Origin of the sequence: Agrobacterium deltaense RV3, assembly GCF_900013505.1 — a bacterium.
Lineage (GTDB): Bacteria > Pseudomonadota > Alphaproteobacteria > Rhizobiales > Rhizobiaceae > Agrobacterium > Agrobacterium leguminum.
The window spans coordinates 1-24,431 of sequence record NZ_LT009746.1; the positions used below are offsets into that span (position 1 = coordinate 1).

The following is a 24,431-nucleotide window of genomic DNA, read 5'->3' on the forward strand; positions in this document are numbered from 1 at the left end:
AAAGACACTTATCAGTGCCCCCACATCAGTGATTTATGCCTGTCAGAGCCTGTCCTTCAGCCAATGCATTTCGAAGAGATAGAGAGGCCCACCACAAACCCAACCATCTCTCCTCCGTTCATCGCCAGAGGATATTCATCCTCAAATACCGAATGTGAGAGTGACCGTCTCCTCCCACGACCGGCGCTGGCTCAGCGTGAGATCGAAATGTCTCCCGGTCCTTCGCTGAATAGAGACAGTATAAGGTCAGACAAACAGGGCGGGGATGAGAGAGAGAAAAAGAAAGCTATCAACAATCGCACCACCCAAAATTCAGCACATCACAAAAATATTAAATTATTGAAATAATTCACCTAATTAGCCAATCCGCCACCACAAAAACCGAAAAAATCCCCATTCCCGAAATCGACCTCTTACACATTTCGCCTCCGCTCTGCGTCGAAGAATGCATCCTTAAGAGAAAAATGTTTCCGACATACAACCTAATGTCGTAAAAATTTCCTTTTACAATTACTTAGTTTGGTGTACTAAAGGTGGTGTATTTATGAAAAATACGCCTATTGATTGAATCATACTAAAGAATTTTTGCCTTAGAGCAAAGCATTTGAAGTGCCCTTTAAACAAGTCGACCAGTGCCTACGAGGAAATTGCTATGCGACACGTATGGGTCGGATTTGGGATATTTTCCGGCATCATCAATTTGCTCGGCTTAGCTGGCCCGTTGTTTATGCTGGAAATCTACGATCGCGTGATTCCAAGTCGCAGTATCCCAACGATGGTGGCACTACTGGCTTTAATTGCGGGCTTATATGCTTTCTCAGGCTTCCTCGATATTCTTCGTACGCGCATGTTAGCTCGGATGGCCGCAACAATCGACTTGCAGATTTCAAACCGGGTGTTCGCGGCGATTGCAGGTTCACCTTTATTGATCAAGACGAACAATGACGTACTTAAACCCGCGCAGGAGGCTGACCAGATCAAGGCCTTCTTAGCTGGACCGGGGGTGGCAGCACTATTCGATCTGCCATGGACACCAGTGTTTCTGGCGATCTGCTTCTTCCTTCATCCATTGATTGGCTGGCTCGTCGCAGGAACAATGGCTGCGCTCGTCACGTTGACGCTGCTATCAAATATGCTGACGAAACATCGCTCCGCAGAAAATGCCGCAGCGCTCGCACAACGGAACCGCCTGGGTGAAGCCGCGCATCGAAATGCGGAGGCCATTGCGGCCATGGGAATGCTAAATCAGGCGACTAACCGGTGGAACGCTGCTCACGAAAACGCCAGTTCCATTCAGCGAACAACCGCCGATCTCTCCGCCCTTTTTGCAGGCATATCAAAATCAGTTCGACAGATGGTGCAGTCGGCCACTCTCGCGCTTGGCGCCTGGCTTGTCATTGAGGGACAGCTATCGGCAGGCGCAATCATCGCAAGCTCCGTTATCGCCACAAGAGCCTTACAGCCGATCGAACAGATTATTGGCGTCTGGCGCCATATGGTCTCGGCACGGCAGGCGTGGCAGCGACTAAAAGCGTTGTGGACTCATTTTCCCATTACCCCAACAGATCGAACGAGGCTGCCGGTACCGACACAAACGCTACTAGTAGAATCCGTGTTCGCCGCACCTCCAGGCGAGCGGCAGCGTATGACCATACAAAATGTGAGTTTCAGAGCGGAGGCTGGAAGTGTTGTAGGTATCATCGGCCCGAGTGCTTCCGGCAAATCTACCCTCGTTCGAGCAATTACAGGCGCTTGGCCCATAATACGTGGTCGCGTCTGTATTGACGGGGCAACGCTAGATCAATGGCCTGCTCACGAGCGTGGTCGCCACATCGGGTACATGCCACAAAGCTCAGACCTTTTCCCAGGCACTGTAGCGGAGAACATAGCCAGACTTGATCGCTCTGCCGATCATGAAGATATTATCGCCGCCGCACAGGCTGCCGGTGTACACGACATGATCGTATCCTTGCTTGATGGCTACGAGACACAGGTAGGTGATGGTGGGACAAATCTCTCGGCCGGTCAACGCCAGCGGGTCGCCCTTGCCCGCGCCCTATTTGGCAAGCCTTTTCTAGTGGTACTGGACGAGCCCAACTCCAATCTTGATGTCGATGGTGACAGGGCACTGACCGAAGCTATTGCCGGCGTCAAAGCCCGGGGCGGTATCGTCCTCGTGGTAGCACATCGTAACAGCGTCATGTCGCAAATCGATTTCTTGCTCGTTGTGGAAGATGGCATTGCGCGCGCCTTCGGGCCGAGAGATACCGTCCTGAAATCCTTACAGCAACAAACCCCAAGACAGCGCCTCTCGACCGCTCCAGCTCTAACAGTTGTCGTAGGAGAGGATCCGTAACGATGGCAACCCATACAAAATCTGACCTGACACACTCGCTGCACCGGCACCTTGTCGCTGGCGCGGCCGGTACCATCTTCCTATTTGCCGGTGTCGGAGGATGGGCAATGAACACCGAACTGTCCAGTGCGATCATCGCCCCAGGTATCTTGATGGTGGATGGAAACACCAAGAAGGTGCAGCATCTATCTGGAGGTATCGTCTCTGAACTTCTAGTCAGAGAGGGGCAGACTGTTGAAACAGGTGATGTCTTGATACGGCTTGATGCAACCGTCGCAAAGGCGAACCTGATCACCACTTCCCACAAACTCTACCAACTCTATGCCCGTCAAGCACGACTGGAGGCAGAACGTGATGCACAACTGCTCGTCGTTGTTCCTTCAGCGCTTCTGTCACGGGTATCACTTTCAGATGCAAATATGTTGATGGCCAGCGAGCGACAGCTTTTCGAGGATCGCCGTATCTCACGAGAAGGCGAGAAGACCCGGTTGCATGAGCAAATAAAGCAGATTCAACAGCAGATCATTGGCGTTGAAGAACAACGGAATGCGAAAACCGAAGAAATCGGCCTCATAGAACAGGAACTCTCTGGCCTTCGCAGGCTGTATGCATCAGGCGCTATTCCGTTAAGCCGCGTGAACAATCTCGATCGTAACGTAGCACGGTTACGCGGCGAGTACGGGCAGCTGATGGCCTCTATCGCCTCGGCACGGACCCGCATTTCCGAAACAGAGGTGCAATTGCTACAGATTGATCAGCAAATGCGTACGGAAGTGGCGACGGAACTTCGCGACGTGGAGAACCAGCAGATCGAGCTCCGCGAAAAGGAGACCACAGCTCTCAATGAACTGAAGCATCTCGATATCAAAGCGCCAATTGCGGGCGTAGTCCATCAGCTTGCTGTTCATACCATCGGTGGAGTGATTACCGCCGCCGAACCTCTTATGCAAATCGTCCCACAAAGCACGCTCATGGTGGAGGCGCGCATCGCACCGCAGGATATTGACCAACTCACTATCGGCCAATCCACAACACTACAGCTGACTGCGTTCAACCGTAATACCACGCCGGAAATCGCGGGGGCAGTTATCCGCATCTCCGCCGACCTAGAGATAGACCAAATGACCGGAACAAGCTTTTACAAGGCAGGAATTGCCATACGGGACAGCGATATCCGGCGAACCGACGAGATAGGTCTGGTTCCCGGCATGCCCGTAGATGCCTTCATACGAACGGGAGAGCGTAAAGTCATTTCATACTTCACCAAGCCTGTGCGCGATCACATGCAACGCGTGTTCCGGGAAGAATGACGATATTCGCGACATTGTTCGTCGCGAGAGAGATACGGACGCAGCAGCCCAAGCCTGGAAAGCATAGCTGCAGCGCCCGTCCGAAACCGGCGAAATAGTTCGCCGGAAACCCAAGGAGTGTAACATGCCTACACGTAGTGGAACAGATTCAGCAAACACTATCGACCTGAGATATGAAACCCTAACCCCTTCTGCAGGTTGGCCTGCATATCAAGCTTGGTGGTCCGTTTACGCTCAAGGCGGCAATGATACGGTATATGGCAGTGCGTACAATGACTGGATCGACGGTGGCTCTGGCAACGACACCCTCCGCGGCTATAACGGCAACGACAATCTGGAAGGTGGCGCCGGAACCGACTACCTCTACGGTGGCTACGGCGATGATCGCCTTTCGGGCGGAGCCGACAACGACTATCTCTACGGCGAGGCTGGAGAGGATTGGTTGGACGGAGGAGATGGTAACGATCGGTTGGAAGGCGGCGCCAACAACGACGTTTTGGTCGGTGGTGCTGGAACCGACGTATTGCTGGGCGGATCGGGAGATGATCAAATCTTCGGGGACGCAGGTGCTGATACTATGAATGGCGAAGCCGGCGATGATCGCCTTTGGGGTAACTCTGGAAACGACCGGTATCTATTCAATGGACAAGGCTGGGACACCATCAATGATGGGTTAACAAACGGTGGCACCGCTAGGACCGATACAACATTTGATACCAGCGACCGGCTGATCGTCAGTTATGCTACAAGCGACGTAAAGTTCTACACTTTCACGGATAACAAAAATCTTCTTGTCACATCGGAGACTGATGCCAATGACGGCACGGTCGACAACGCAGTGATCATTGAGAACTATTTTGCCGGTGGACACTATGTCGTGGAAATACTACAGACAAGTGACGGTGTACACTACCTTCCCGATTACTTCCCACTCGCTGCCTAATAGCAGCAGGAAACCGTGAATTAAGGAAGGGGATCGGCGATCCGATCCCCTTTTCTGATATATTATAAGAATAATCTCCTGTTCCCCTTATACAGCCGCAAACTGGGTGCGCCAGCTTAAATATCCCTCAAATACTCGGCCCGCTCCTTTTGATAGCGCGCATAATCTTGCATCCAGCCTTCGATTTGCGCATAACGCAGATCAGCCTTCATACCCACATGATCAACCGCCACTCGGGTTTCTGGTATTGGAGGCAGCGAATTAAACTGCCTTTGTGTCAGGGCCGTACCGGCCTTCTGTATTCGGCCCCCAACCAGATTGGCGATCTGCTCTGCAATTTTTTGGGCAAAATCAGGGCCAGATACGCCATCCAGACCCGCTAACTGGTTACGGAGCCGCTTGCCTAAAGCGTCGTCGCTCGTCACTGCTCCCTGATTATCGATGGTCGCAACTACATTTCCAGCAATAACGACGTTCGCATAGGGTTTAAGGCCGGCATAATTGGAAAGATCAGGAGCTTCATGGGTGCTATACTCGCTTTCCAGGCTGCTCATACTAGTCTCGATAAGCTGTTTCTTTGCTTCCATAAATTCATCGTATTGATCCTGGGGCAGAGCAGAGATGTTCATGGGCTTAGCATTCGATAAATCGAACACGTACAAGCTGGTCAGTTTTCCCTGGAGCTTAAGAGTGACCGTCGAAAGACCAGAAGGATTGTCGCTCGCGCCCAATGACTTGCTTCCATCCCCCGGCAGTTGCGACGTCGCGTATGCGTCAGCGGATTTAGTATCGTTCTTCTCTAGTCCACCGTAGCGACTAGCGGAGCTATAATATGTTACCGATCCAATCGTATTCATAGCAAATCTCCTACATTACTCCCCAATCATGCCGGATTGAACTTGCCTAAAACTAACCATTACCCAGATAAATACTTAATAGCATCGCAGCATTTATTCTAATACGATAATCAATCGCACCCAAAAAAATTGCCGTAATATAACATTGCTCTTTTTTGCTCGAGAAGGCTAAATGACATCGTCAGTGGACAGCCACGCCACAAATCTTCATCATCCTGGCCTGCTGCCGGTTTTATGAACATCGAGTTAAGGTGTTCCTCCTGAAACCGGAGAGCATGAATGCAAAGACGTATAAGCTTGAAGCAGTGAAGTTGGTCAGGGAACGTGGGGATCACTGTTGCGCAGGCTGCTCTTGATCTTGATGTCCACGAGAATGTCTTGTGCAAATGGTTCGGGAATACGGCGACGATCCCAGCCAGTGTATTCCTACGGCGCCACTGCGCCACTGGCGCTGACCGCAATCCTGGCGGCATCCACGGTCGCACTTGCCTTGCTGCAGACCCTGTCCGTGACGCCAGATGCCTAAAACGTATATACTGCCCGGAATTTGGTCCGGGCAGGTCTTTTTTGAAAAGCCGATTTTCTTGCCGTCGCTCGGGTTACTTGCGGTAGGCTAGCCCACCCCAGATGCGGCCTTCGTCTCTGTGGCGGCCGCCGTGTACTGCGCCGATATAGGCAGCCGCAGCGGAAACGAGCGCGGAAGCGGCCAGCAGGAATGCTGTAAGAATACCTGCGACCCGTGCTTTTTCTGCGGCATCCGCAGCCTTGGTCTTGGCATCGTCCAATGCCTTCTGCGCATCAGCCTTCACGGTCTCGACCTGCTTCTGGGCTTCATCGACCTTTTTCTGTGCTTCCGCCCTGACGGCCTGCACACGTTCAACCGTCTGGTTCACGCGCGTTTGCGCATCGGTCTGGCTGATGTTTGTGCGGGCAGCGACCTGATTGGCGAGCCATGTTTTGTCGGCATCAGATATCTCGCCTGTTGCCATCAGATTGCCGAGGATCCCGCTAATCTGGCGCTGGTAGTCACCGGCGCTCTGTTCACCCGTCAGAGGGGTGGCGGGCGTATCGGTCCTCAGTAGCGTATCCGTGAAATAGTCGATCGGGTTGGTTCTCAGGCCTTGCGGAAGCATCTGCTCAATGCTGGGTGCTGCAGCCTGACCGGCTCCTTGCGCCAGACCACCGGCTGCACTGCCAGCGCCGGAAATGATGCCGCCTGCCAGTTGGCCAGCCCCTTGAACGGCGCCGCCGACTGCGGAACCCGTGGCCTCGACGGCGGTCTGCGCCACGCTGCCGACAGCCTTGGCGCCACCGGACAGCACGCCGAGCGCGAGAAATGCCGAGACGACCGTCCCTAGACCCCATACGACCAAGCCATTCACACCATCGCGGACCGTCAGTTCGTTCCTGTCGGCAGCGCCGGCAGGCCGACGCATGCGGCCGGCAATATAGCCGCCCAGCATGTAGGAGCCGACCATGGAAATGATGACGAAGAGCGCGGTTATGATGAGCCAGACTGTGCTGATCTCGCCGCCATCGTCAGCCGAGATGGAACTCAGGCCCAGGCCGCCCGCAAATGCGGTGAGGACTGCCATGGCGCCCGAGGAGATGACGGCACCGGCGAAAATCGCCGGCCAGTCCACATAGCTGCGGTTTGGATTTGTTTCGATACCCGTTGGATCAACCATCAGCGTAGCCCCAGCAATGAGAGAATGAACAGAACAACGACGACGAGTCCGACTAGATAGATGATGGAATTCATGCGGTATCTCCTCCGAAAGGATGACCAATCCTCCGCGTAGCGGGTGATTATATGCAGCGAGAAATGTGAGCCGAGTGCTCCTGCACCAAACTCATCGCACCCGAAAAAGTTTCACGACTTCTCGTTGTTTCGGAAGGATTTTGCGCAAATTCAGCCGGCGGGCGACGGTGTGCGCTCGGATGAGGAGGAGCCTGGTCACTGGGCGAATATGAGCCTTGCGAGGAAATCCGGGCGCGAGATCGCAAGAGGGTGCTCGCCGGCCTTTAAGCGCGGCCTTGCCACCGTGGCGGTGCGCACTGCTACGATTTGATACATAAGTGCGGGTTTCAGGAAACATGCCGGATACCTGCCGGGCACATCATTACCTGATCTATTTCGGATCAGGCAGGATTTCCCATGAAAAGCCAGATTTTCTTCGCCGTCGCCCTATCGGTTGCGGCAGCGGGTTTTGGAACCGTTTATTCAAGTTCAGCGGACACGCTGCCGGAAAACGCCTCTCCCATCTATGGTGTCACTCTTCCTGACGGATATCGTGACTGGACGTTCATCGCGCCCGCGCAGGAAGCGCCGCCGCTGGACGAGCTTCGCGCTGTTCTGGCAAACGATGTCGCCGCCAACGCCTACAAAAGCGGAACCCTGCCCTTTCCGGATGGCTCGATACTGGTGAAGCTTGCCTATAAGCGGCAGCAATCCACGGAGTTTCCGCCGGCCACGGTGCCGGGAGCGGCAACCACCGTGCAGGTGATGGTGAAAGATTCCAAGAAATATGCCGGCAGCCACGGCTGGGGCTTCGGGCGGTTTGTCAACGGCAAGCCGGTGGATGCCGCGCAACATGAGACCTGTCTCTCCTGCCACGAGGGCAACGTCAAGGACCATGATTTCGTCTTCACGCGCTATGCGCAGTGACAAATGACGGGGACATGCGGTTTCGCTTTAGCCGCCGTGCGCCGGTGGCGGCTTTTACACTCGATTACAAATTCACCGAAGCGCCGACACATCAGGGATACGTGAGGCCGGGAAATTGGCGCCATCGCCGGGTCGCCTTCGCCGCCCGGAGCCCCGAACTCCTGCCTGAAAGGAAAAGATGATGACGTTTCTGGTCATTGCCTATCTCGGAGGGGCGCTGACAATTCTCAGCCCCTGTATCCTGCCCATCCTTCCCTTCGTTTTTGCGCGGGCGGGGCAACCGTTCCTGCGCAGCACGCTGCCCCTGCTTGCGGGAATGGCGGCAACCTTTTGCGCCGTCGCGACGCTGGCCGCGGTGGGCGGCAGCTGGGCAATCAGCGCCAATGAATATGGCCGGCTCGCGGCTCTTGCGCTGCTTGCGGTCTTCGGCGTCGGGCTGCTCTCGCCGCGTGCGGCCAGCATCATCACCCGTCCGGTCGTCGAACTCGGCAACCGGCTCGCCAATGCCGCCGGCAAGCCCGGGGCAATGCCGACAGTTGCGGGCTCGCTGTTACTCGGCATCGCCACCGGCCTTTTATGGGCGCCCTGCGCCGGACCGATCCTCGGGCTCGTGCTGACGGGTGCGGCCCTGAAGGGGGCCAATCTGGAAACCAGCCTGCTGCTTGCCGCCTATGCCGCCGGGGCTGCGACCTCCCTTGCCGTCGCCATCCTCGTCGGCGGCAGGGTATTTGCAGCCATGAAGCGGTCGCTGGGTTTCAGCGAGCGGATCCGGCAGGTGCTTGGCGCGGCGGTGCTTGCCGGCGTCGCGGTCATCGCGCTCGGGCTGGATACGGGTTTCCTGTCGCAGATATCCTATGCGAGCACGGCATCCTTCGAACAGCGGGTGCTCGATCGGCTCCACACCGCCGTAGCGCCCGAAGTGGCGGCGGCGGGCGTCAGCGCCGCCACGGCACGGTCGGAGCTGCCGGTTGAGGGCAAGGCCCCATCCCTCGACGGCGCCGTGGAGTGGCTCAATTCCCCGCCGCTCACGCGTGAGCAATTGCGCGGCAAGGTCGTTCTCGTCGACTTCTGGACCTATTCCTGCATCAACTGCATCCGGACCATTCCCTATGTGCGTGCCTGGGCGGACAAATACCGGGATCAGGGCCTCGTGATCATCGGCGTTCACGCCCCCGAATTCGCCTTTGAAAAGAAGATCGACAATGTCAGACAGGCCGTCGCCAACTTCAAGATCGATTACCCGGTGGCAATCGACAATGATTACAGGATCTGGCGCGCCTTTGATAACAGCTATTGGCCGGCGCATTACCTGATCGATGCCAGGGGCCAGATCCGTTACCACCATTTCGGCGAGGGCAATTATCGCCAGACCGAAGAGGCGATCCAGGATCTGCTGCGCGAGGCCGGCAGCAGCGCCTCCGCCAGCGCACCGGTGAGCCCGCAGGCGACAGGAGCCGAAGCCGGTGCGGATATCGGGCAGATGCGCTCGGGCGAAACCTATATAGGCTACCGGCAGGCTCGAAGCTTCGCATCCAACGAGGCGATGCGTGCAGACACGCCGCGCGACTACTCCGTCAAGACGCCTTCCCTCAACGAATGGGGACTTTCCGGCACTTGGACGGTTGGCGCGGAGGCGGCCACACTTGATGCGGCTGATGGCGGCATCACCTATCGCTTCAGCGCCCGTGACCTGCATCTGGTCCTTGGGCCGGATGCAGCCGGAAAACCGGTTCGTTTCCAGGTCACCATCGACGAGCATCCGCCGGGTGCGGACCATGGCGCCGATACGGATGCCGAGGGCAATGGCGTCGTCACCTCAACCCGTCTTTACCAGCTCGTCCGCCAGTCCGGCGCCGTCGAAGCGAGAACCTTTACCATCCGCTTCCTCGACCCCGGCGTGCAGGCCTATGCCTTCACTTTCGGCTGACCCGGATTTTCCTCCCGTTCCCATCAAAACCAAAGGAGAAATATGATGCACCATCGTCTCATGCCAAAATTCGCACTTGCCGTCGCAACCGCACTGATCGCTTTTGCCGCACAGGCGGCAGAGGTGAAGAATATCGTCATCGTCCATGGCGCGCTGGCCGATGGTTCGGCCTGGCGCAGGGCGACAGACATCCTTGAAAGCCGTGGTTTCAACGTCACGATCGTGCAGGAGCCCATCACCTCTCTTGCCGATGACGTGGCGGCCACCAACCGTGTTCTCGATCTCCAGCAGGGGCCGAGCCTGCTCGTCGGGCACAGCTACAGCGGGATGGTGATCTCGGAAGCGGGTAACCGGCCGGATGTGGCCGGGCTGGTTTATGTCGCCGCCTTCCAGCCGGAGAAGGGAGAGAGCCTTCTCGACCTCGCCGGCTCGAAACCGCCGGCCGGCAACGGCATCAAGCCGACGAAGGATGGCGCGTTCCTTTATCTCGATCCCGCCGTCTTTGGACAGGATTTCGCCGGCGATCTGCCGCGTGAGGACGCGGCCTTCATGGCAAGAAGTCAGGTCTTCGCCGCCAAGGCCGCCTTTGCCGCCAAAGCCGGCGAACCCGCCTGGAAAACCAAGAAAAGCTGGTCGATTGTCGCAACGCAGGACCGCTCGATCAACCCCGATCTCGAGCGCGACATGGCCAAGCGCGCCGGCAGTGCGGTGACCGAGATTGCGGCAAGCCATGCGGTCTTTGCCTCCCAGCCCGAAAAGGTCGCAGACGTCATCGAACAGGCCGCCCGGCAATCCGCCAAATAAACCGCGCCCGCCTCGAGTCCAACACAGCCGCCCCAGACACCGGGGCGGCTGATTGCGTAAGGAGGGCGGACCGAATGTATCAGTCTGTATCCGGAATGCCGCCTGCTACAAAACCATTCACATTCGTCCTCCTTGCGACACATCGAGGATACACGCACCGCGTTACCTGCCCGCATCCAACATGGACAGGAGAGACAGCAATGAATTCCGAGATCAATTTCCAGCGCCGCCGCTTCTTCGGCATCGCCGCAATGACAGTTGCCGCCGTCGAATTCGGGGCCGCAGGCCTTGCTCATGCCAAGGGCGAAGCGCCTTCGCCTCAGCCGTCAACCGGACGCGACGGAGCCACCTCCTTTGGCGCCCTGAAGCAGGTTGAAGCGGGCGTACTCAGCGTCGGTTATGCAGAAGCCGGCCCCGCAGACGGCCCGGTCGTGCTGCTGCTGCACGGATGGCCTTATGACATCTACAGCTATGTCGATGTCGCACCCATCCTTGCATCGGCTGGATATCGGGTACTCATCCCCTATCTGCGCGGATATGGCACGACCCGTTTTCTCTCGGACGACACCGCACGCAACGGACAGCAGGCGGCGCTTGCGGTCGATATGATCGCCTTTCTCGACGCGCTCGGCGTCAAGCAGGCCGTCGTTGCCGGTTATGACTGGGGCGCTCGCACCGCCGACATCATGGCGGCGCTCTGGCCCGAACGTTGCACCGGGCTCGTATCGGTCAGCGGCTACCTTATCGGCAGCCAGGAGATCAACAGGAAGCCGCTTCCGCCCAAGGCGGAACTCTCCTGGTGGTATCAGTTCTATTTCGCGACGGAACGCGGCCGTGCGGGCTATGCCGCCAACACCCGCGACTTCGTGCGCCTGATCTGGCAGACGGCATCTCCGACCTGGAAATTCAGCGACGAGACCTTCAATCGTTCGGCCCCCGCATTCGACAATCCCGACCATGTGGCCATCACCATCCATAATTACCGCTGGCGGCTGGCACTGGCCGACGGAGAAGCCAAGTACGATAATTACGAGCGCCAGCTTGCGAAACTTCCCGTCATCACCGTGCCGACGATAACGCTGGAAGGCGACGCCAACGGCGCGCCGCATCCGGATCCTTCCGCCTACGCATCGAAGTTTTCCGGCACGTACCAGCACCGCAACATCAGCGGCGGCATCGGCCACAACCTGCCGCAGGAAGCACCCGAGGCTTTTGCCAGGGCTGTTCTGGACGTCGCAAAGCTTTAAACTTGCCGAAGCCCGCGAACCGTTGTCATGTGACGCAGGGAACGCGGTAGCGGGCCACTCGAACCGTCCGGACGACGAAGGCATCCAATGGAACATATCGACCATATTCTCGTCGTAGACGACGACAGGGAAATCCGGGAGTTGGTTTCCAGCTACCTGAAGAAGAACGGCCTGCGCACGAGCGTGGCGGCCGACGGACGGCAGATGAGAAGTTTTCTCGACGGCAATACCGTCGATCTCATCGTGCTCGACGTGATGATGCCTGGCGATGACGGGCTGGTCCTATGCCGTGAGCTGCGAGCGGGGAAACACAAAGCCACGCCGGTCTTGATGCTGACCGCCCGCGATGACGAGATGGATCGCATTATCGGGCTCGAAATGGGAGCCGACGACTATCTGTCGAAGCCCTTCGCTGCCCGTGAGCTTCTTGCGCGGATCAAGGCCATCCTGCGCCGCACGCGGATGCTGCCTCCCAATCTGCAGATCAGCGAGGCCGGGCAGCTCCTGACCTTTGGTGACTGGCGCCTCGACACGGTGGGCCGTCACCTGCTCGACAGGGAGGGCACGACCGTTGCCCTGAGCGGAGCTGAATACCGGCTTCTCAGGGTCTTCATCGATCATCCCCAGCGCGTCCTCAACCGGGACCAGCTGTTAAATCTCACCCAGGGACGCGATGCGGAGCTTTTCGACCGGTCGATCGATCTTCTTGTGAGCCGCGTGCGCCAGCGCCTGGGGGATGACGCGCGCGAACCCATCTACATCAAGACCGTACGGGCGGAGGGTTATGTCTTTGCGGTGCCCGTGGAGATTTCGGAGCCGAGGATATGAACGGCCCGCGCCTGCTCGCCGGCTGGTGGCCACGCTCATTGCGGTCCAGACTTTTCATCATCCTTTTTGCCGGCCTCGCCATTGCCTACGGCCTGTCGTTCAGCATCCTCTTTGCCGAACGATATATGTCGGCAAAGGCGGTCATGCTCGGCACTCTGGAGCAGGATCTGGCGGTATCGATCGCCATCATCGACCGCCTGCCTGCGGAAGAGCGGGCGCAATGGGTCCATCGCCTGAGTCGCAGCAATTATCAACTCGTCCTCGGCCCCGGTCTTCCCGGTGTTTCCGACATGACCGGCCGCGGCGCTGAAATTGCGCAGAGGATCGAGGAAGCCGCGGGACACCGTTTTCCCGTCAGGGTCGAGTCCATTCCCGGCGACGGCAAGCGGCTTCAGGCACACCTGACGCTTTCGGACGGCTCGCCCCTGACGATCGACGTGACACCGCGCGGCGTGATGCCCCTGGCGGAATGGCTGCCTTATGTCTTCGCCGCGCAGATGGCGCTTCTCCTCCTCTGCACCTGGTTTGCAGTGCGACAGACGACCAGACCCCTCAGCGCGCTTGCTGCGGCAGCCGAAGCGCTGGATCCGGGGGAAAAGGGGTCGCCGATGAGTGAGGGCGGCCCAAGCGAAGTTGCTCACGCCGCCCGCGCCTTCAACGCCATGCGCGATCGCGTCGCGCAATATCTCGAGGAGCGTGTCCAGATTCTTGCGGCGATTTCGCACGACCTGCAGACGCCCATCACCCGGATGCGGTTGCGGGCCGATATGGCAGACGATACGCCGGAAAAGGAAAAGCTGGTCAGTGACCTGCGTGAAATCGAACGCCTGGTGCAGGATGGGATCGCTTACGCACGCAGCGCTCACGGCAACGGCGAGAAATCCTCCCGTATCGATCTGGCCTCTTTCATCGACAGCATTGCCTACGACTATCAGGATACCGGAAAAGCCGTAACGGTTGCCGGCATGGTGCGCGGCACCGCGTCGACAAAGCCCCATGCATTGCGAAGAATCCTGACGAACTTCATAGATAACGCCCTCAAATTCGCCGGCAGCGCCGAGATTAAAGTGGACCGGCGTGGTGAAGGCACAGTGGTCATCACGGTGCTCGATCGGGGGCCGGGCATCCCGGACGAGATGCTGCAAAATGCCATGCAGCCCTTCTTCCGGATCGAAACATCGAGAAACCGCGATACGGGCGGAACCGGTCTCGGACTGGCGATCGCGCAGCAACTCGCCGGAACGATCGGCGGCTCGGTTCGCCTCTATAACAGGCAGGGCGGCGGGCTTGCGGCCGAGGTGGCTTTTCCCTGACAGGGAAACGGGTCGACGATAACCAGTGACAAAGCGCCGATACTTTTCGATACAGTTTCGCAGTTTCCGGAAACATGCCGGATACGCTGATCCATCACAAAGCTCCTATCACGAAACGCCGCAGCAGCGGCAAATGAAAGGAGCCTCCCATGACCAAGATCGAGACTGTTCTTTATACCGGCAAGACCCACACGACCGGCGGGCGTGACGGATCGGCGCAAAGCGATGATGGCGCGCTGGGCATCAAGCTCTCGCCTCCGGGCAGCGGAAAGCCGGGCACGAATCCCGAACAGCTTTTTGCGGCCGGCTGGTCGGCATGTTTTATCGGCGCCATGACAAAGGCGGCGGCGAAACGCCAGCTCCGGCTTCCCGCCGACACCGCCGTCGATGCGGAAGTCGATCTCGGCACGACGGGCGGCGAGTTCTTCCTGCAGGCTCGCCTGTCGGTAAGCCTGCCCGGGATCGATCGTCCCGTAGCACAGGCCATCATCGAGGATGCCCATCAGATCTGCCCCTATTCGAAGGCAACCAGGGGAAACATCGATGTTACGCTCAAGCTCGCTTAAGCCGATTGTCTCCGCCCGTGCGCTTGTCATCGCCATCGTGTTTACGGCGATATTTGCAGCACCGTGCGTATATGATGCAACATCCGACGAGCCCTCGCCGCTTGCGGGACTTCTGGGCGCGGTCTCATCGATGTGACCACAAGGGAACGGCTCGGCGCCCGCCGCAGCCGTTTTCGCGTTTCCACTTCTTCCTGCCATCCCTCTGATCAACTCAATGAAGCCTGCTTGGACCCATGCGGCGCGCCTCCAGCGCGTTCCGCGGCAGCCAGACGAGCCGGATTTCCAACCATCTTAAACGAGGCCAGATCAATGCGATCAATTGAACACATCTATATCGACGGTAAATTTGTGGTGCCAGACGGCAATGAACGGCTGGACCTTTTCAATCCGGCAACGGAAGAAAAAATCGGCGATGTCCGGCTTGGCAATGCCGATGATGCAAAGGCCGCAGTGGCAGCCGCGAAACGGGCTTTTCCCGCCATGGCAACATCCACCAAGGCGCAGCGTATCGACATGCTGCGCAGCCTGCGCGATACGATCGAAGAGCGACCGGATGAGCTTACGCAGGTCATGACCGAAGAATACGGCGCGCCCGCTTATTTCACGGCTTTCTCCGTTCAAAACGCAGCGTCGATTTTTGATGTTATGGCTGAGACCGTGGCGAACTACGACTTTGACCGGGTCGTGGGCAAAAGCACCGTCAGGATGCTGCCGCGCGGCGTTCTCGCCGCCATCACGCCCTGGAACAGCAATTTCGGTTTTATCGCCACCAAGCTTGCGCATGCAATCGGTTCAGGCTCGTCCCTCGTCATCAAGCCGGCCGAACAGAGTGCGTTTCAGACGGATATTCTGGTGAGAAGGCTGCATCGGGCCGGCCTGCCGGCAGGAGTTTTCAACATTGTCAACGGCACGGGTCCGGTGGTCGGTGCGGCGCTGACGCAGGATCCCGACGTGGCGACCGTCAGTTTCACCGGTTCCACCCAGGCTGCAAAGATCATTCAGCGAGCGGCGATTGACGGCATGAAAAGGGTGGTTCTGGAGCTGGGAGGCAAAGCACCCACCATTATCCTGCCGGATGCCGACCTCGACAAGGCTATACCTGTCGCCCTGATGTCGGGCTTTGCAAACAGCGGCCAGGCCTGCGTCGCGGGTACCCGCATTCTGGCTCCGAGGTCCCGTCTCCCCGAGATTGCCGAGCGGTTGAGGATGGCGGCTGAAAAATTCAAAGTTGGCGATCCCCGTGATCCGGAGGTTCGGGTAGGCCCTCTCGCCAGCCTTGCCCAGTGGGAAAGGATCCAGACTTACATCCGGCTTGGTGTCGAAGAAGGAGCAACCCTGCTGACAGGCGGAACCGGACGCCCGGCCGGGATTGAAAAAGGATGGTTCGCCCGCCCGACAATCTTCGCAGATGTCACTAACGAAATGCGCATCGCCCGCGAAGAAATCTTTGGTCCCGTCCTGTGTCTTCTCGCCTATGAGGACGAAGATGAGGCCGTCAAAATCGCCAATGATAGCGACTACGGATTGCAAGCCTATGTGCTTGGATCCGACATCAGACGTGCCGAACGCATCGCCGAGAGGCTGATGGCCGGCCGCGTCGTCATCAACGGCGCACCGCATGATCCTCGCGCGCCCTTCGGCGGTTTCAAGCAATCCGGTATCGGCAGGGAGATCGGCGCCTTCGGTCTCGACGGCATGCTCGAACCGCGAGCCGTTCTCACCCCGTAACGCGAGAAGTCTGCAGCGCCGGTCCCGGCGCACTCTCCGTTCTGCTTCAGGCCGACTTTGTATCCAGAAGTGTCAGCCGTGCGAAATCCGACGTTTGGTGACGCAACAGCAGGTCGAAAGAAACAGCCGGGATACGATCAACATCTACCTGTTCCGGACGCGACACTGCGTTAGTAATATCGGATCTCCATCATGAATAACGATATTGCGCCACTTGATGGAGAAGTGTTGTGTCGAGAGTTTTCCATCGAAACCTAAAACGGTACCTCGATGTAGCCTGTCTGGTTGCTGATACAATAAGCTACGGTCGAGGACGGCAATCACATCGATCAGACCTGAAATTTCGTTTCGTTGTTCGAAGGATCCGGCTTCGCATCGACGCGATTTTCCGCCTCGGCCTGCTGCGACAGGGGAAGCTCCAGTTGGATGTCCTCCATCTCGGGCAGGCTGGCGATGCCGTCACGAAGGGCAAGGTCTTCATAAGATGGTTTGAACGGCATCGGAATCTCCTTCCGCGCGGGAAATTGGCCGCCATCCGCTTTTTCCGGCGGCGACCCTTTACCGGTGATCAGCTCTTCACGAAGGCCAGCAGATCCGGATTGATGATGTCGGCATGAGTTGTCAGCATGCCGTGCGGATACCCCTTATACACCTTCAGCGTGCCATTCTTCAGCAATTTGACCGACAATTCGGCAGAATCTGCGATCGGCACGACCTGGTCGTCATCGCCGTGCAGAACGAGCGTCGGCACCGTGATCGCCTTCAGGTCTTCCGTCTGATCGGTTTCCGAGAAGGCCTTGACGCCGTCGTAATGGGCCTTGGCGCTGCCCATCATGCCCTGACGCCACCAGTTCTGGATAACACCGGGAAAGACTTTGGCATCCGGACGATTGAAGCCGTAAAACGGACCGGTCGGCACGTCGAGGAAGAACTGGGCGCGGTTTTCGGCCACACCCTTGCGGAAGCTGTCGAAGACTTCGATCGGCAGACCGCCGGGATTGGAAGGCGTCTTCAGCATCAGTGGCGGAACGGCGGAGACGAGAACGGCCTTGGCGACACGGCCCTGCGGTTCGCCGAATTTTGCGAGGTAACGCGCGACCTCACCACCGCCAGTCGAGTGTCCGATATGAACAGCATTCCTGAGATCGAGATGTTCGGCAACGGCGGATGCATCGGCGGCATAATGATCCATGTCGTGACCGTCGCTCACCTGCTGGGAACGGCCGTGGCCGCGACGATCATGGGCGACGACGCGGTAACCGTTGTTTACGAAGAACAGCATCTGCGCATCCCAGTCGTCGGAGGATAGCGGCCAGCCGTGATGGAACACGATGGGCTGGGCATCCTTCGGACCCCAGTCCTTGAAATAGATATCGACGCCGTCCTTGGTCTTTACGAATGATTCGGTCATTGGAAATGCTCCTTCGTTGCGGGATGGGATGGATTTTGAAAAGGCTGTTGATGGCATTGCCATCGCAGCGGAAAGCGCGGCACCGGCCAGCAGAAGACGTCGTCTCGAAAGCGCCAGCGCAATTGGATCGTCGGTCATGTCGGTTCCTGCCTGGCTTCAGCGGGAGCGACGGGTGGTTTCGAACAGGAACCATGTGCGGCGCTCGGTCTCGTCGATCCAGTTTTCGATCAGGCTGGTGGTGGCGTGATCGTTGAGGTCGGAGGTGAGGTTGTGCGTTTGTCGCAGGATGGCGGTCAGCTGCTTGTTGTCCTCGCGCAGTTCGGCGAGCATGTCCTCCGGGGTGACGAAGTCGGCATCATTATCAAGGAGACGCTGGAGGCGGCCGATATGACCGATGGAACGGATGGTAGTGCCGCCGACCTTGCGCGCCCTTTCAGCAATGTCGTCGGTCATCGCGAATATCTGCGCTCCCTGTTCGTCCAGCAGCATGTGATAATCACGAAAATGCGGGCCGGAAACATGCCAGTGGAAATTCTTGGTCTTGATGTAGAGCGTGAAGACATCCGCCAGCAGGGCGGTCAATGCGGCGGCGATGTCGCGGCTCGCTTCGGCACCGAGGTCAGTCGGCGTTGCGAGTGGAAGCTTGCGGTTGCTGGCAACTGTGGTCATGTCCATGATCGTTCTCCTTTTGCAATCGACCGCCCGATGTTGAGCGCCCCTGTTGCGGCTGTCTGATCGGCACCGAGGATAGAAAGAAGAATGGCTCGGGAGAAATCGGCTGGTGGTACAGTCCACCCGATACCTAAGTGTAGTTTCGGCGGGTTCTCACCCGGGATAGTTTTTGCCTGTCGCCCCGCCCCAGGGCGATTGGCTCGCAGAAGCCATGAACTCCGGTGTCCCCTCTCCCGGAGCCGCGGATCTCCTCCCGATCCGCCAAGGCCGCCCCCGCCGCAGGAGGCGGCCTTTTTCGTTCCGCCCTCCAGGGAGCAGGCAACCTATGCCTGAGTATGATGTTTACCCATCCGCAGTTGCGCTAGCGTCAGCGGGCACGACAATCGTCAATCTGCAAAATCGAAGGAACTCCGACATGGCAGAAGAGCGGCCGGAAGGTATCGAAAAATACGATCATCCCGCTGGCGGCTGGGATGCGTTGAAAGCTGTCGCGAAAACGCTCGCGCATCAGCAGATCGTCGCACAGGGCACGATGACGCTCCTCAAGGCCAATAAGCCCGAAGGTTTCGACTGTCCCGGCTGCGCCTGGCCCGACCCCAAACACACCTCATCGTTCGAGTTCTGCGAAAACGGCGCCAAGGCAATCACCTGGGAATCGACGGCGAAACGATCCGGACCCGAATTTTTCGCGCAGCATACGGTTTCCGAACTGTGGCAATGGACCGATCACAAGCTCGAGGATGCCGGCCGGCTAACCCTTCCCCTGCATTACAATTCCGAGAAGGACCGCTATGAACCGATTGCCTGGGACGATGCCTTCAGCCTGATCGCACGGGAACTCAACAAGCTTGACGACCCCGACAAGGCTGAGTTCTACACGTCCGGCCGGGCATCCAATGAGGCTGCGTTTCTCTACCAGCTTTTCGTGCGCGCCTATGGCACGAACAATTTCCCTGACTGTTCCAACATGTGCCATGAGGCGACAAGCGTCGGCCTTCCGAAATCCATCGGTGTCGGCAAAGGCACGGTGACGCTGGAGGATTTCGACCATGCCGATGCGATCTTCAGCTTCGGCCACAATCCCGGCACCAACCATCCCCGCATGATGACGACGCTGCATAATGCCGCAAAACGCGGCGTGCCGATCGTCGTGTTCAATCCGCTGAAGGAACGCGCGCTGGAGCGCTTCGCCGCGCCGCAGGACCCGATCGAGATGGCGACGCTCTCTTCGACGCCGATCGCCTCCGCCTATCACCAGCTTCGCACCGGAGGCGATCTCGCCGCCCTCAAGGGCATTATGAAGGCGGTGTTCGAACTCGATGCGGAGAGCCTTCAGGCGGACCGCGGCGGCGTACTCGACCGGGCTTTCATCGAGGAACATACCGCAGGCCTCGACGCGCTTCGCGCCGATATCGACGCGACGTCCTGGGATATGATCTGCTCAGTCAGCGGGCTGACGAAGGAGGCTATAGAGAGTGTTGCGAGGATTTATGTGAACGCTTCTAACGTCATCATCTGTTACGGCATGGGTATAACCCAGCACGCCAAGGGTACCAGCAACGTACAGCAGATCGCCAATCTCCTGCTGCTGCGTGGAAATATGGGTCGCCCCGGGGCGGGAATAGCGCCCATTCGTGGCCATTCCAATGTTCAGGGGGACCGTACCGTCGGCATTACCGAAATCCCGAACAAGGCGCTGTTGGACGGCATGGAGCGCGCTTTCGGTTTCCGCCCATCTGCGGAGAAGGGTCACAACGCGATAGAAGCCGTGGAGGCAATCATCGCCGGCAAATCCCGCGCACTTATCTGCCTCGGCGGCAATCTCGCCGTCGCCATGTCGGATACAGGCGCGACCTTCGAGGGCATGCGCAACCTCGATCTGGCCGTTCATATCGCAACGAAGCTCAACCGCTCTCATCTTTTGACAGCAAAGACATCGCTGATCCTGCCTTGCCTTGGACGCACCGATCTGGATACTCAGGCGTCAGGACCGCAGGCTGTAACAGTCGAGGATTCGATGTCGATGGTGCATGCCTCTCGCGGTTTCCTCAATCCACCAGGGGAACCGGTGAGGTCAGAGCCCGCCATCATCGCCGGCATCGCCAAGGCGACCGTCGGAAACCGTCACGGAATTGATTGGGACTGGCTGATTGCCGATTACGACCGAATCCGTGACAAGATCGAAGAGGTCTTTCCAGATTTCAGGGATTTCAACAGCCGGGTTCGGGTAAAAGGCGGTTTTCGCCTTGATGTCGCGGCCTCCTTCCGCCGTTGGAACACGCAGAGCGGCAGGGCCAATTTCCTCGTCGCCACAGGACTTGAGGAAGACCCGCTCATCTCCAATCCGGAAGCACTCGTGCTGACCACGATCCGCAGTCACGATCAGTACAATACGACGATCTATGGCATGGATGACCGTTATCGCGGCGTCTTCGGCCGAAGGGACATCATCTTCATGAACCGGCACGACCTTGCCGCGCGCGGCCTGAAGGATGGTGATCGCATCGATATTCACGGCATCGGCCCGGAAAATGAGGACCGACACCTCGTTCAGGGTTTCACGGCGGTCGAATACAATATCCCGAAGGGATCGGCCGCAGGCTATTATCCGGAGATGAATGCGGTGGTGGCGCTCGGCCATTATGACCGCCTTTCCGGAACGCCCTCCTACAAGGGTGTCCCGATCACGGTGAGTCCGGCAGCCGCCTGACGCCCGGAGGCCCGGCGCGCAATGCAACGGTCTTTGCACGCTCTTTTCCCCACCGTTTGGGCTGGACGTCACCTCGGGCCATCAGGCATGGCCTGTGGAAGACGGGCCATATATGCGGATTTTTCGATATATCGCCGTGCCGTTTTACCGCTATCCTGATGTTTCGACGACGGTGGCAACCAAGACCTATGTATAGGTCAGGTTGTGCTGAAAAAACCGTATTGTCGGCAAAAATCGCATCGGGGGAACAATGTCGATTGCGTCAAGGATGTTTCGCGCGCGCGAACCGGAAGGTGGAGCGCACCATCTGGCCTTTGGCCTTGGGGCGCTGGCGCTGGCGGCCGCGGTATTTTACGTTGATACCTATACCGACATAGAAGGCGCGATCGCGGTGCTTTATGTCATCACGGTCCTTTTGGCCGCGCAGACTGTAAGCTGGTCGGGACTGATCGTGATCTCCTGCGCCTGCGCCATTCTTTCCCTCCTGTCCTATGCAGCGACCCACGCGCAGGATGCGGATTTCCAGTCGGCGCTTCGGTTGGTCGTCGCCCTTGCGGCACTTGCCGTCACCACCATGCTGCTTTTGAAAACCGAGACCGCCCGGCTGGCAATGTTGTCCGTCAATGCGGCGCTGAAGGAAAGCGAGGAGCGTTATCGCTCCATTTTCGACCGTACGCGCGTCGCACTTTGGGAACGCGACTATTCGAAGCTTCACGCCCTGCTGATGGGCCTCAAGCAACGGGGCATCACCGACATGCGGGCCCATGCCCGCGCCAATCCGGGTTTTACGCAGCAATGCATCGATCTCATCACCGTCGTTGCATCGAATGAAGCCGGAAAGGAAATGCTGGGTTACGATTCCTCTATCCGCGGCACCCTTCAGCGATCAGTCGTGTCTTCGTCCGGCAAGTTCGTCGATGTGCTGCAGGCGATCATCGACAATCAGGGTGTCTTTGAAGACAAGGTGGTGGTGCGCACCGACAGCGGCGAAGACAAGCTGGTGCTTCTTTCAATCAGTTTCCCCGCGGAGGCGGCCTCCTTCAATCGTGTGGTGGTCAGCATGGTGGATATCACCCAGCGCGAAATGGCGCTGAAGGCGCTGGCCGAGGCACAGGCGGAATTGACAAAGGCCTCGAAGGCGGCGGCCGTCGGAGCCATGTCCGCATCGCTCTCCCACGAACTGAACCAGCCGCTTGGCGCCATCATCGTCAATGCGCAGACATTGCTGCGCTGGCTCGATCGCGATCCGCCGGATCTCGCCGCCGCCCGCCGCTCGGCCGAACGCATGATCCGCGACGGGCAGCGCGCTAGTGAAATCATCCAGAACACGCGCAGCCTGCTCGCCCATACGAGCGGCAAGGTGGAAACCTTCGACCTCGATGAGTTCATCGACGAAACGCTAAGCCTTCTCGAACATGAGCTGGAACGCAGCAGAACCACTGTGCATGTGGAAAAAGCGGTAACGCCGCCGATAACAGCCGTCAGGATCGAATTGCAGCAGGTCCTCATCAATCTTCTCACAAACGCCATTCAGGCCATGGAAGAGGCGGGCACCGGCAATCGCACCATCACGGTGCGGAAGGAACGTGAAGACAGTGACAATATTCATATTGCGGTTCACGACAACGGACCGGGTTTCCCGGCGCAGATGAAGGAAAAGCTGTTTTCGCCGTTTTTCACGACCAAGGAAACGGGAATGGGCATGGGGCTTTCCATCTGCCGCACGACACTGGAAGCACGGGGCGGCAGGCTTACCGGTGACAATCATCCTCTCGGCGGGGCGGTCTTTACCATTTCCATGCCGATCAGCCAGGAGATGGAACATGCCTGAGCCACGCAAGACGACAAAGGAGCCGCCGTCACCCATCGTGTTCATCGTCGACGACGATGTGTCGATGCGCGAGGCGCTCACCGATCTTTTCCGCTCCATGAAGTTCGATGCCGAGGCTTTCGACAGCGCCGGCGCCTTTCTTGAAAAAGCCAATCTGAACCGGCCTGGCTGCCTGCTGCTTGATGTGCGGCTTCCGGGCATAAGCGGCCTGGATTTCCAGATGCAGCTGGAACGCGTCGGCAACCGGATGCCGATCATTTTCATGACCGGCTTCGGCGATATTCCGATGAGCGTGCGGGCGATGAAGGCGGGCGCCGTGGATTTTCTGACCAAGCCCTTCAAGGAACAGGACATTCTCGACGCCGTCGCGGCCGCGATGGAGCGGGATGCGTCACGACGCCGCGAAAGCGCCCAGAACGACGCCGTCACCTCCCTTGCCGAACAGCTGACGCCAAGAGAACGCGAGGTCATGGGCGCCGTTGTCCGCGGCCTGATGAACAAGCAGATCGCCTACGAGCTCGGCATAAGCGAGGTCACCGTGAAGCTGCATCGGGGCAATGTCATGCGCAAGATGGAGGCGAGATCCCTCGCCGATCTCGTGCGCAAAGCGGAGCTGATCGGCGAGAAGCTACGGCCACCTGTATCTTAGTATGGTATCTTTGATAGCGGCATGGGCGCATAGAAGAAGAAAGAAAAACAGAAAAGGTCGCTTTCATTGCCCCCCGTTCCCGTCATTGCTGTCGTCGACGACGATCCCGCCATTCGCGAAGCCATGGATGATCTGATCATATCCTTTGGTTACGAATGCCGCCTGTTTGCTTCTGCCGAAGAATTCCTGGAATCGAAGCAGCAGGCGGGCATCGACTGCATCGTCGTGGACGTGAAAATGCCCGGTCTTTCCGGCATCGAGTTGCAGAGCGAGCTGAACCGGCGCGGCGACCATCCACCCATGATCTTCGTCACCTCCTATCAGGATGAGCGCACCCGGAACGCGGCTTTGAACGGCGGCGCATTGGCCTTTCTCGGCAAGCCAGTCAATATCGTCAGTCTGATCGGATGCCTGCAATCCGTGCTCAACGCGCAATCCTGACGACAATCTTTCCCGAGTGAAATCCATCGCTATTTCATGCTCCGACGCCTGCGTCCGGGCATGCGTTGTCGTTGGGCGAGCGCCATTTCCTGGATTGTTTCGCCGCCAAGACGTTCCGCTATACGAACTAGACCTCTGTATAGATGCCGGCCCCGCCTCTCCGCCGTAAC

21 protein-coding genes and 1 pseudogene are annotated in these 24,431 nt (G+C 58.2%); 17 read left to right on the plus strand and 5 right to left on the minus strand.

Going from position 1 to position 24,431, the window contains the following annotated elements; all coding sequences use genetic code 11:
* From AGR7B_RS26100 to AGR7B_RS14460, 4 genes are all read left to right on the plus strand, one after another.
* The coding region (locus AGR7B_RS26100; RefSeq protein ID WP_208616045.1) for a hypothetical protein at window positions 1-348 on the plus strand (348 nt) is incomplete at its 5' end.
* A gap of 304 nt (window positions 349-652) precedes the next feature.
* A complete protein-coding gene (locus AGR7B_RS14450; protein ID WP_080857122.1) occupies window positions 653-2,356 on the plus strand; it encodes a type I secretion system permease/ATPase in 1,704 nt (567 codons plus the stop codon).
* A gap of 2 nt (window positions 2,357-2,358) precedes the next feature.
* Window positions 2,359-3,666: an HlyD family type I secretion periplasmic adaptor subunit gene (locus tag AGR7B_RS14455; RefSeq protein ID WP_080857123.1), complete on the plus strand. Its 1,308-nt coding sequence runs from the start codon at window positions 2,359-2,361 to the stop codon at window positions 3,664-3,666.
* A 124-nt stretch (window positions 3,667-3,790) separates the two neighbouring features.
* Complete coding sequence (locus tag AGR7B_RS14460) at window positions 3,791-4,609, plus strand: calcium-binding protein (protein ID WP_080857124.1); 819 nt, start codon at window positions 3,791-3,793, stop codon at window positions 4,607-4,609.
* A gap of 116 nt (window positions 4,610-4,725) precedes the next feature.
* On the opposite strand, the gene AGR7B_RS14465 is transcribed toward AGR7B_RS14460, so the two are convergent.
* The gene (locus tag AGR7B_RS14465) at window positions 4,726-5,466 is read right to left on the minus strand and encodes a hypothetical protein (RefSeq protein ID WP_080857125.1); all 741 of its coding nucleotides are present in this window, start codon (window positions 5,464-5,466) and stop codon (window positions 4,726-4,728) included.
* Window positions 5,467-5,741: 275 nt separating this feature from the next.
* Here AGR7B_RS14465 and AGR7B_RS25555 point away from each other — a divergent pair.
* Window positions 5,742-5,894: pseudogene (locus AGR7B_RS25555) on the plus strand (transposase); the annotation flags it as partial.
* A gap of 171 nt (window positions 5,895-6,065) precedes the next feature.
* Here AGR7B_RS25555 and AGR7B_RS14470 read toward each other — a convergent pair.
* Window positions 6,066-7,154, minus strand: a complete 1,089-nt coding sequence (locus tag AGR7B_RS14470; RefSeq protein WP_080857126.1) for a hypothetical protein — start codon at window positions 7,152-7,154, stop codon at window positions 6,066-6,068.
* 470 nt (window positions 7,155-7,624) lie between these two features.
* Between AGR7B_RS14470 and AGR7B_RS14475 the strand changes: the two genes are divergently transcribed.
* The 8 genes from AGR7B_RS14475 (at window position 7,625) to AGR7B_RS14510 (ending at window position 16,547) form a co-directional block, all read left to right on the plus strand.
* Window positions 7,625-8,134: a cytochrome P460 family protein gene (locus tag AGR7B_RS14475; RefSeq protein WP_065656028.1), complete on the plus strand. Its 510-nt coding sequence runs from the start codon at window positions 7,625-7,627 to the stop codon at window positions 8,132-8,134.
* A 181-nt stretch (window positions 8,135-8,315) separates the two neighbouring features.
* Window positions 8,316-10,061 (plus strand): cytochrome c biogenesis protein DipZ, encoded by a 1,746-nt coding sequence (locus tag AGR7B_RS14480; protein WP_080857127.1) that lies wholly within the window; start codon window positions 8,316-8,318, stop codon window positions 10,059-10,061.
* A gap of 45 nt (window positions 10,062-10,106) precedes the next feature.
* On the plus strand, window positions 10,107-10,865 hold the full coding sequence (locus AGR7B_RS14485) for an alpha/beta fold hydrolase (RefSeq protein WP_065656079.1): 759 nt from the start codon (window positions 10,107-10,109) through the stop codon (window positions 10,863-10,865).
* Between the two features lie 200 nt (window positions 10,866-11,065).
* Window positions 11,066-12,112 (plus strand): alpha/beta fold hydrolase, encoded by a 1,047-nt coding sequence (locus AGR7B_RS14490; protein ID WP_080857128.1) that lies wholly within the window; start codon window positions 11,066-11,068, stop codon window positions 12,110-12,112.
* An 87-nt stretch (window positions 12,113-12,199) separates the two neighbouring features.
* Window positions 12,200-12,940 (plus strand): response regulator, encoded by a 741-nt coding sequence (locus AGR7B_RS14495; protein WP_026372362.1) that lies wholly within the window; start codon window positions 12,200-12,202, stop codon window positions 12,938-12,940.
* Window positions 12,937-14,253 carry an ATP-binding protein gene (locus AGR7B_RS14500; RefSeq protein WP_080857129.1) on the plus strand — a complete coding sequence of 439 codons (1,317 nt, stop codon included), beginning with the start codon at window positions 12,937-12,939 and terminating at the stop codon, window positions 14,251-14,253. The genes AGR7B_RS14495 and AGR7B_RS14500 overlap by 4 nt, the downstream gene beginning before the upstream one ends.
* Before the next feature lie 149 nt (window positions 14,254-14,402).
* Window positions 14,403-14,819: an organic hydroperoxide resistance protein gene (locus tag AGR7B_RS14505; RefSeq protein ID WP_060726459.1), complete on the plus strand. Its 417-nt coding sequence runs from the start codon at window positions 14,403-14,405 to the stop codon at window positions 14,817-14,819.
* Between the two features lie 309 nt (window positions 14,820-15,128).
* Window positions 15,129-16,547 (plus strand): aldehyde dehydrogenase family protein, encoded by a 1,419-nt coding sequence (locus tag AGR7B_RS14510; RefSeq protein ID WP_080857130.1) that lies wholly within the window; start codon window positions 15,129-15,131, stop codon window positions 16,545-16,547.
* Between the two features lie 329 nt (window positions 16,548-16,876).
* Here the strand turns inward: AGR7B_RS14510 and AGR7B_RS25925 are convergent, their stop codons facing one another.
* The 3 genes from AGR7B_RS25925 to AGR7B_RS14520 form a co-directional block, all read right to left on the minus strand.
* On the minus strand, window positions 16,877-17,047 hold the full coding sequence (locus AGR7B_RS25925; protein ID WP_162934162.1) for a hypothetical protein: 171 nt from the start codon (window positions 17,045-17,047) through the stop codon (window positions 16,877-16,879).
* Between the two features lie 68 nt (window positions 17,048-17,115).
* Window positions 17,116-18,096, minus strand: coding sequence for an alpha/beta fold hydrolase (locus AGR7B_RS14515; RefSeq protein ID WP_080857131.1), 981 nt, complete (start codon window positions 18,094-18,096; stop codon window positions 17,116-17,118).
* Window positions 18,097-18,114: 18 nt separating this feature from the next.
* A complete protein-coding gene (locus tag AGR7B_RS14520; protein WP_065656035.1) occupies window positions 18,115-18,633 on the minus strand; it encodes a Dps family protein in 519 nt (172 codons plus the stop codon).
* Between the two features lie 412 nt (window positions 18,634-19,045).
* Between AGR7B_RS14520 and AGR7B_RS14525 the strand changes: the two genes are divergently transcribed.
* The 4 genes from AGR7B_RS14525 to AGR7B_RS14540 all read left to right on the plus strand — a co-directional run bounded on the left by AGR7B_RS14525 (window position 19,046) and on the right by AGR7B_RS14540 (window position 24,261).
* Window positions 19,046-21,340, plus strand: a complete 2,295-nt coding sequence (locus tag AGR7B_RS14525) for an FdhF/YdeP family oxidoreductase (RefSeq protein ID WP_080857132.1) — start codon at window positions 19,046-19,048, stop codon at window positions 21,338-21,340.
* A gap of 250 nt (window positions 21,341-21,590) precedes the next feature.
* On the plus strand, window positions 21,591-23,171 hold the full coding sequence (locus AGR7B_RS14530; RefSeq protein WP_080857133.1) for a PAS domain-containing sensor histidine kinase: 1,581 nt from the start codon (window positions 21,591-21,593) through the stop codon (window positions 23,169-23,171).
* On the plus strand, window positions 23,164-23,820 hold the full coding sequence (locus tag AGR7B_RS14535) for a response regulator transcription factor (protein ID WP_065656038.1): 657 nt from the start codon (window positions 23,164-23,166) through the stop codon (window positions 23,818-23,820). The genes AGR7B_RS14530 and AGR7B_RS14535 overlap by 8 nt, the downstream gene beginning before the upstream one ends.
* Before the next feature lie 66 nt (window positions 23,821-23,886).
* Complete coding sequence (locus AGR7B_RS14540; RefSeq protein WP_065656039.1) at window positions 23,887-24,261, plus strand: response regulator transcription factor; 375 nt, start codon at window positions 23,887-23,889, stop codon at window positions 24,259-24,261.
* Window positions 24,262-24,431 lie beyond the last annotated feature (170 nt).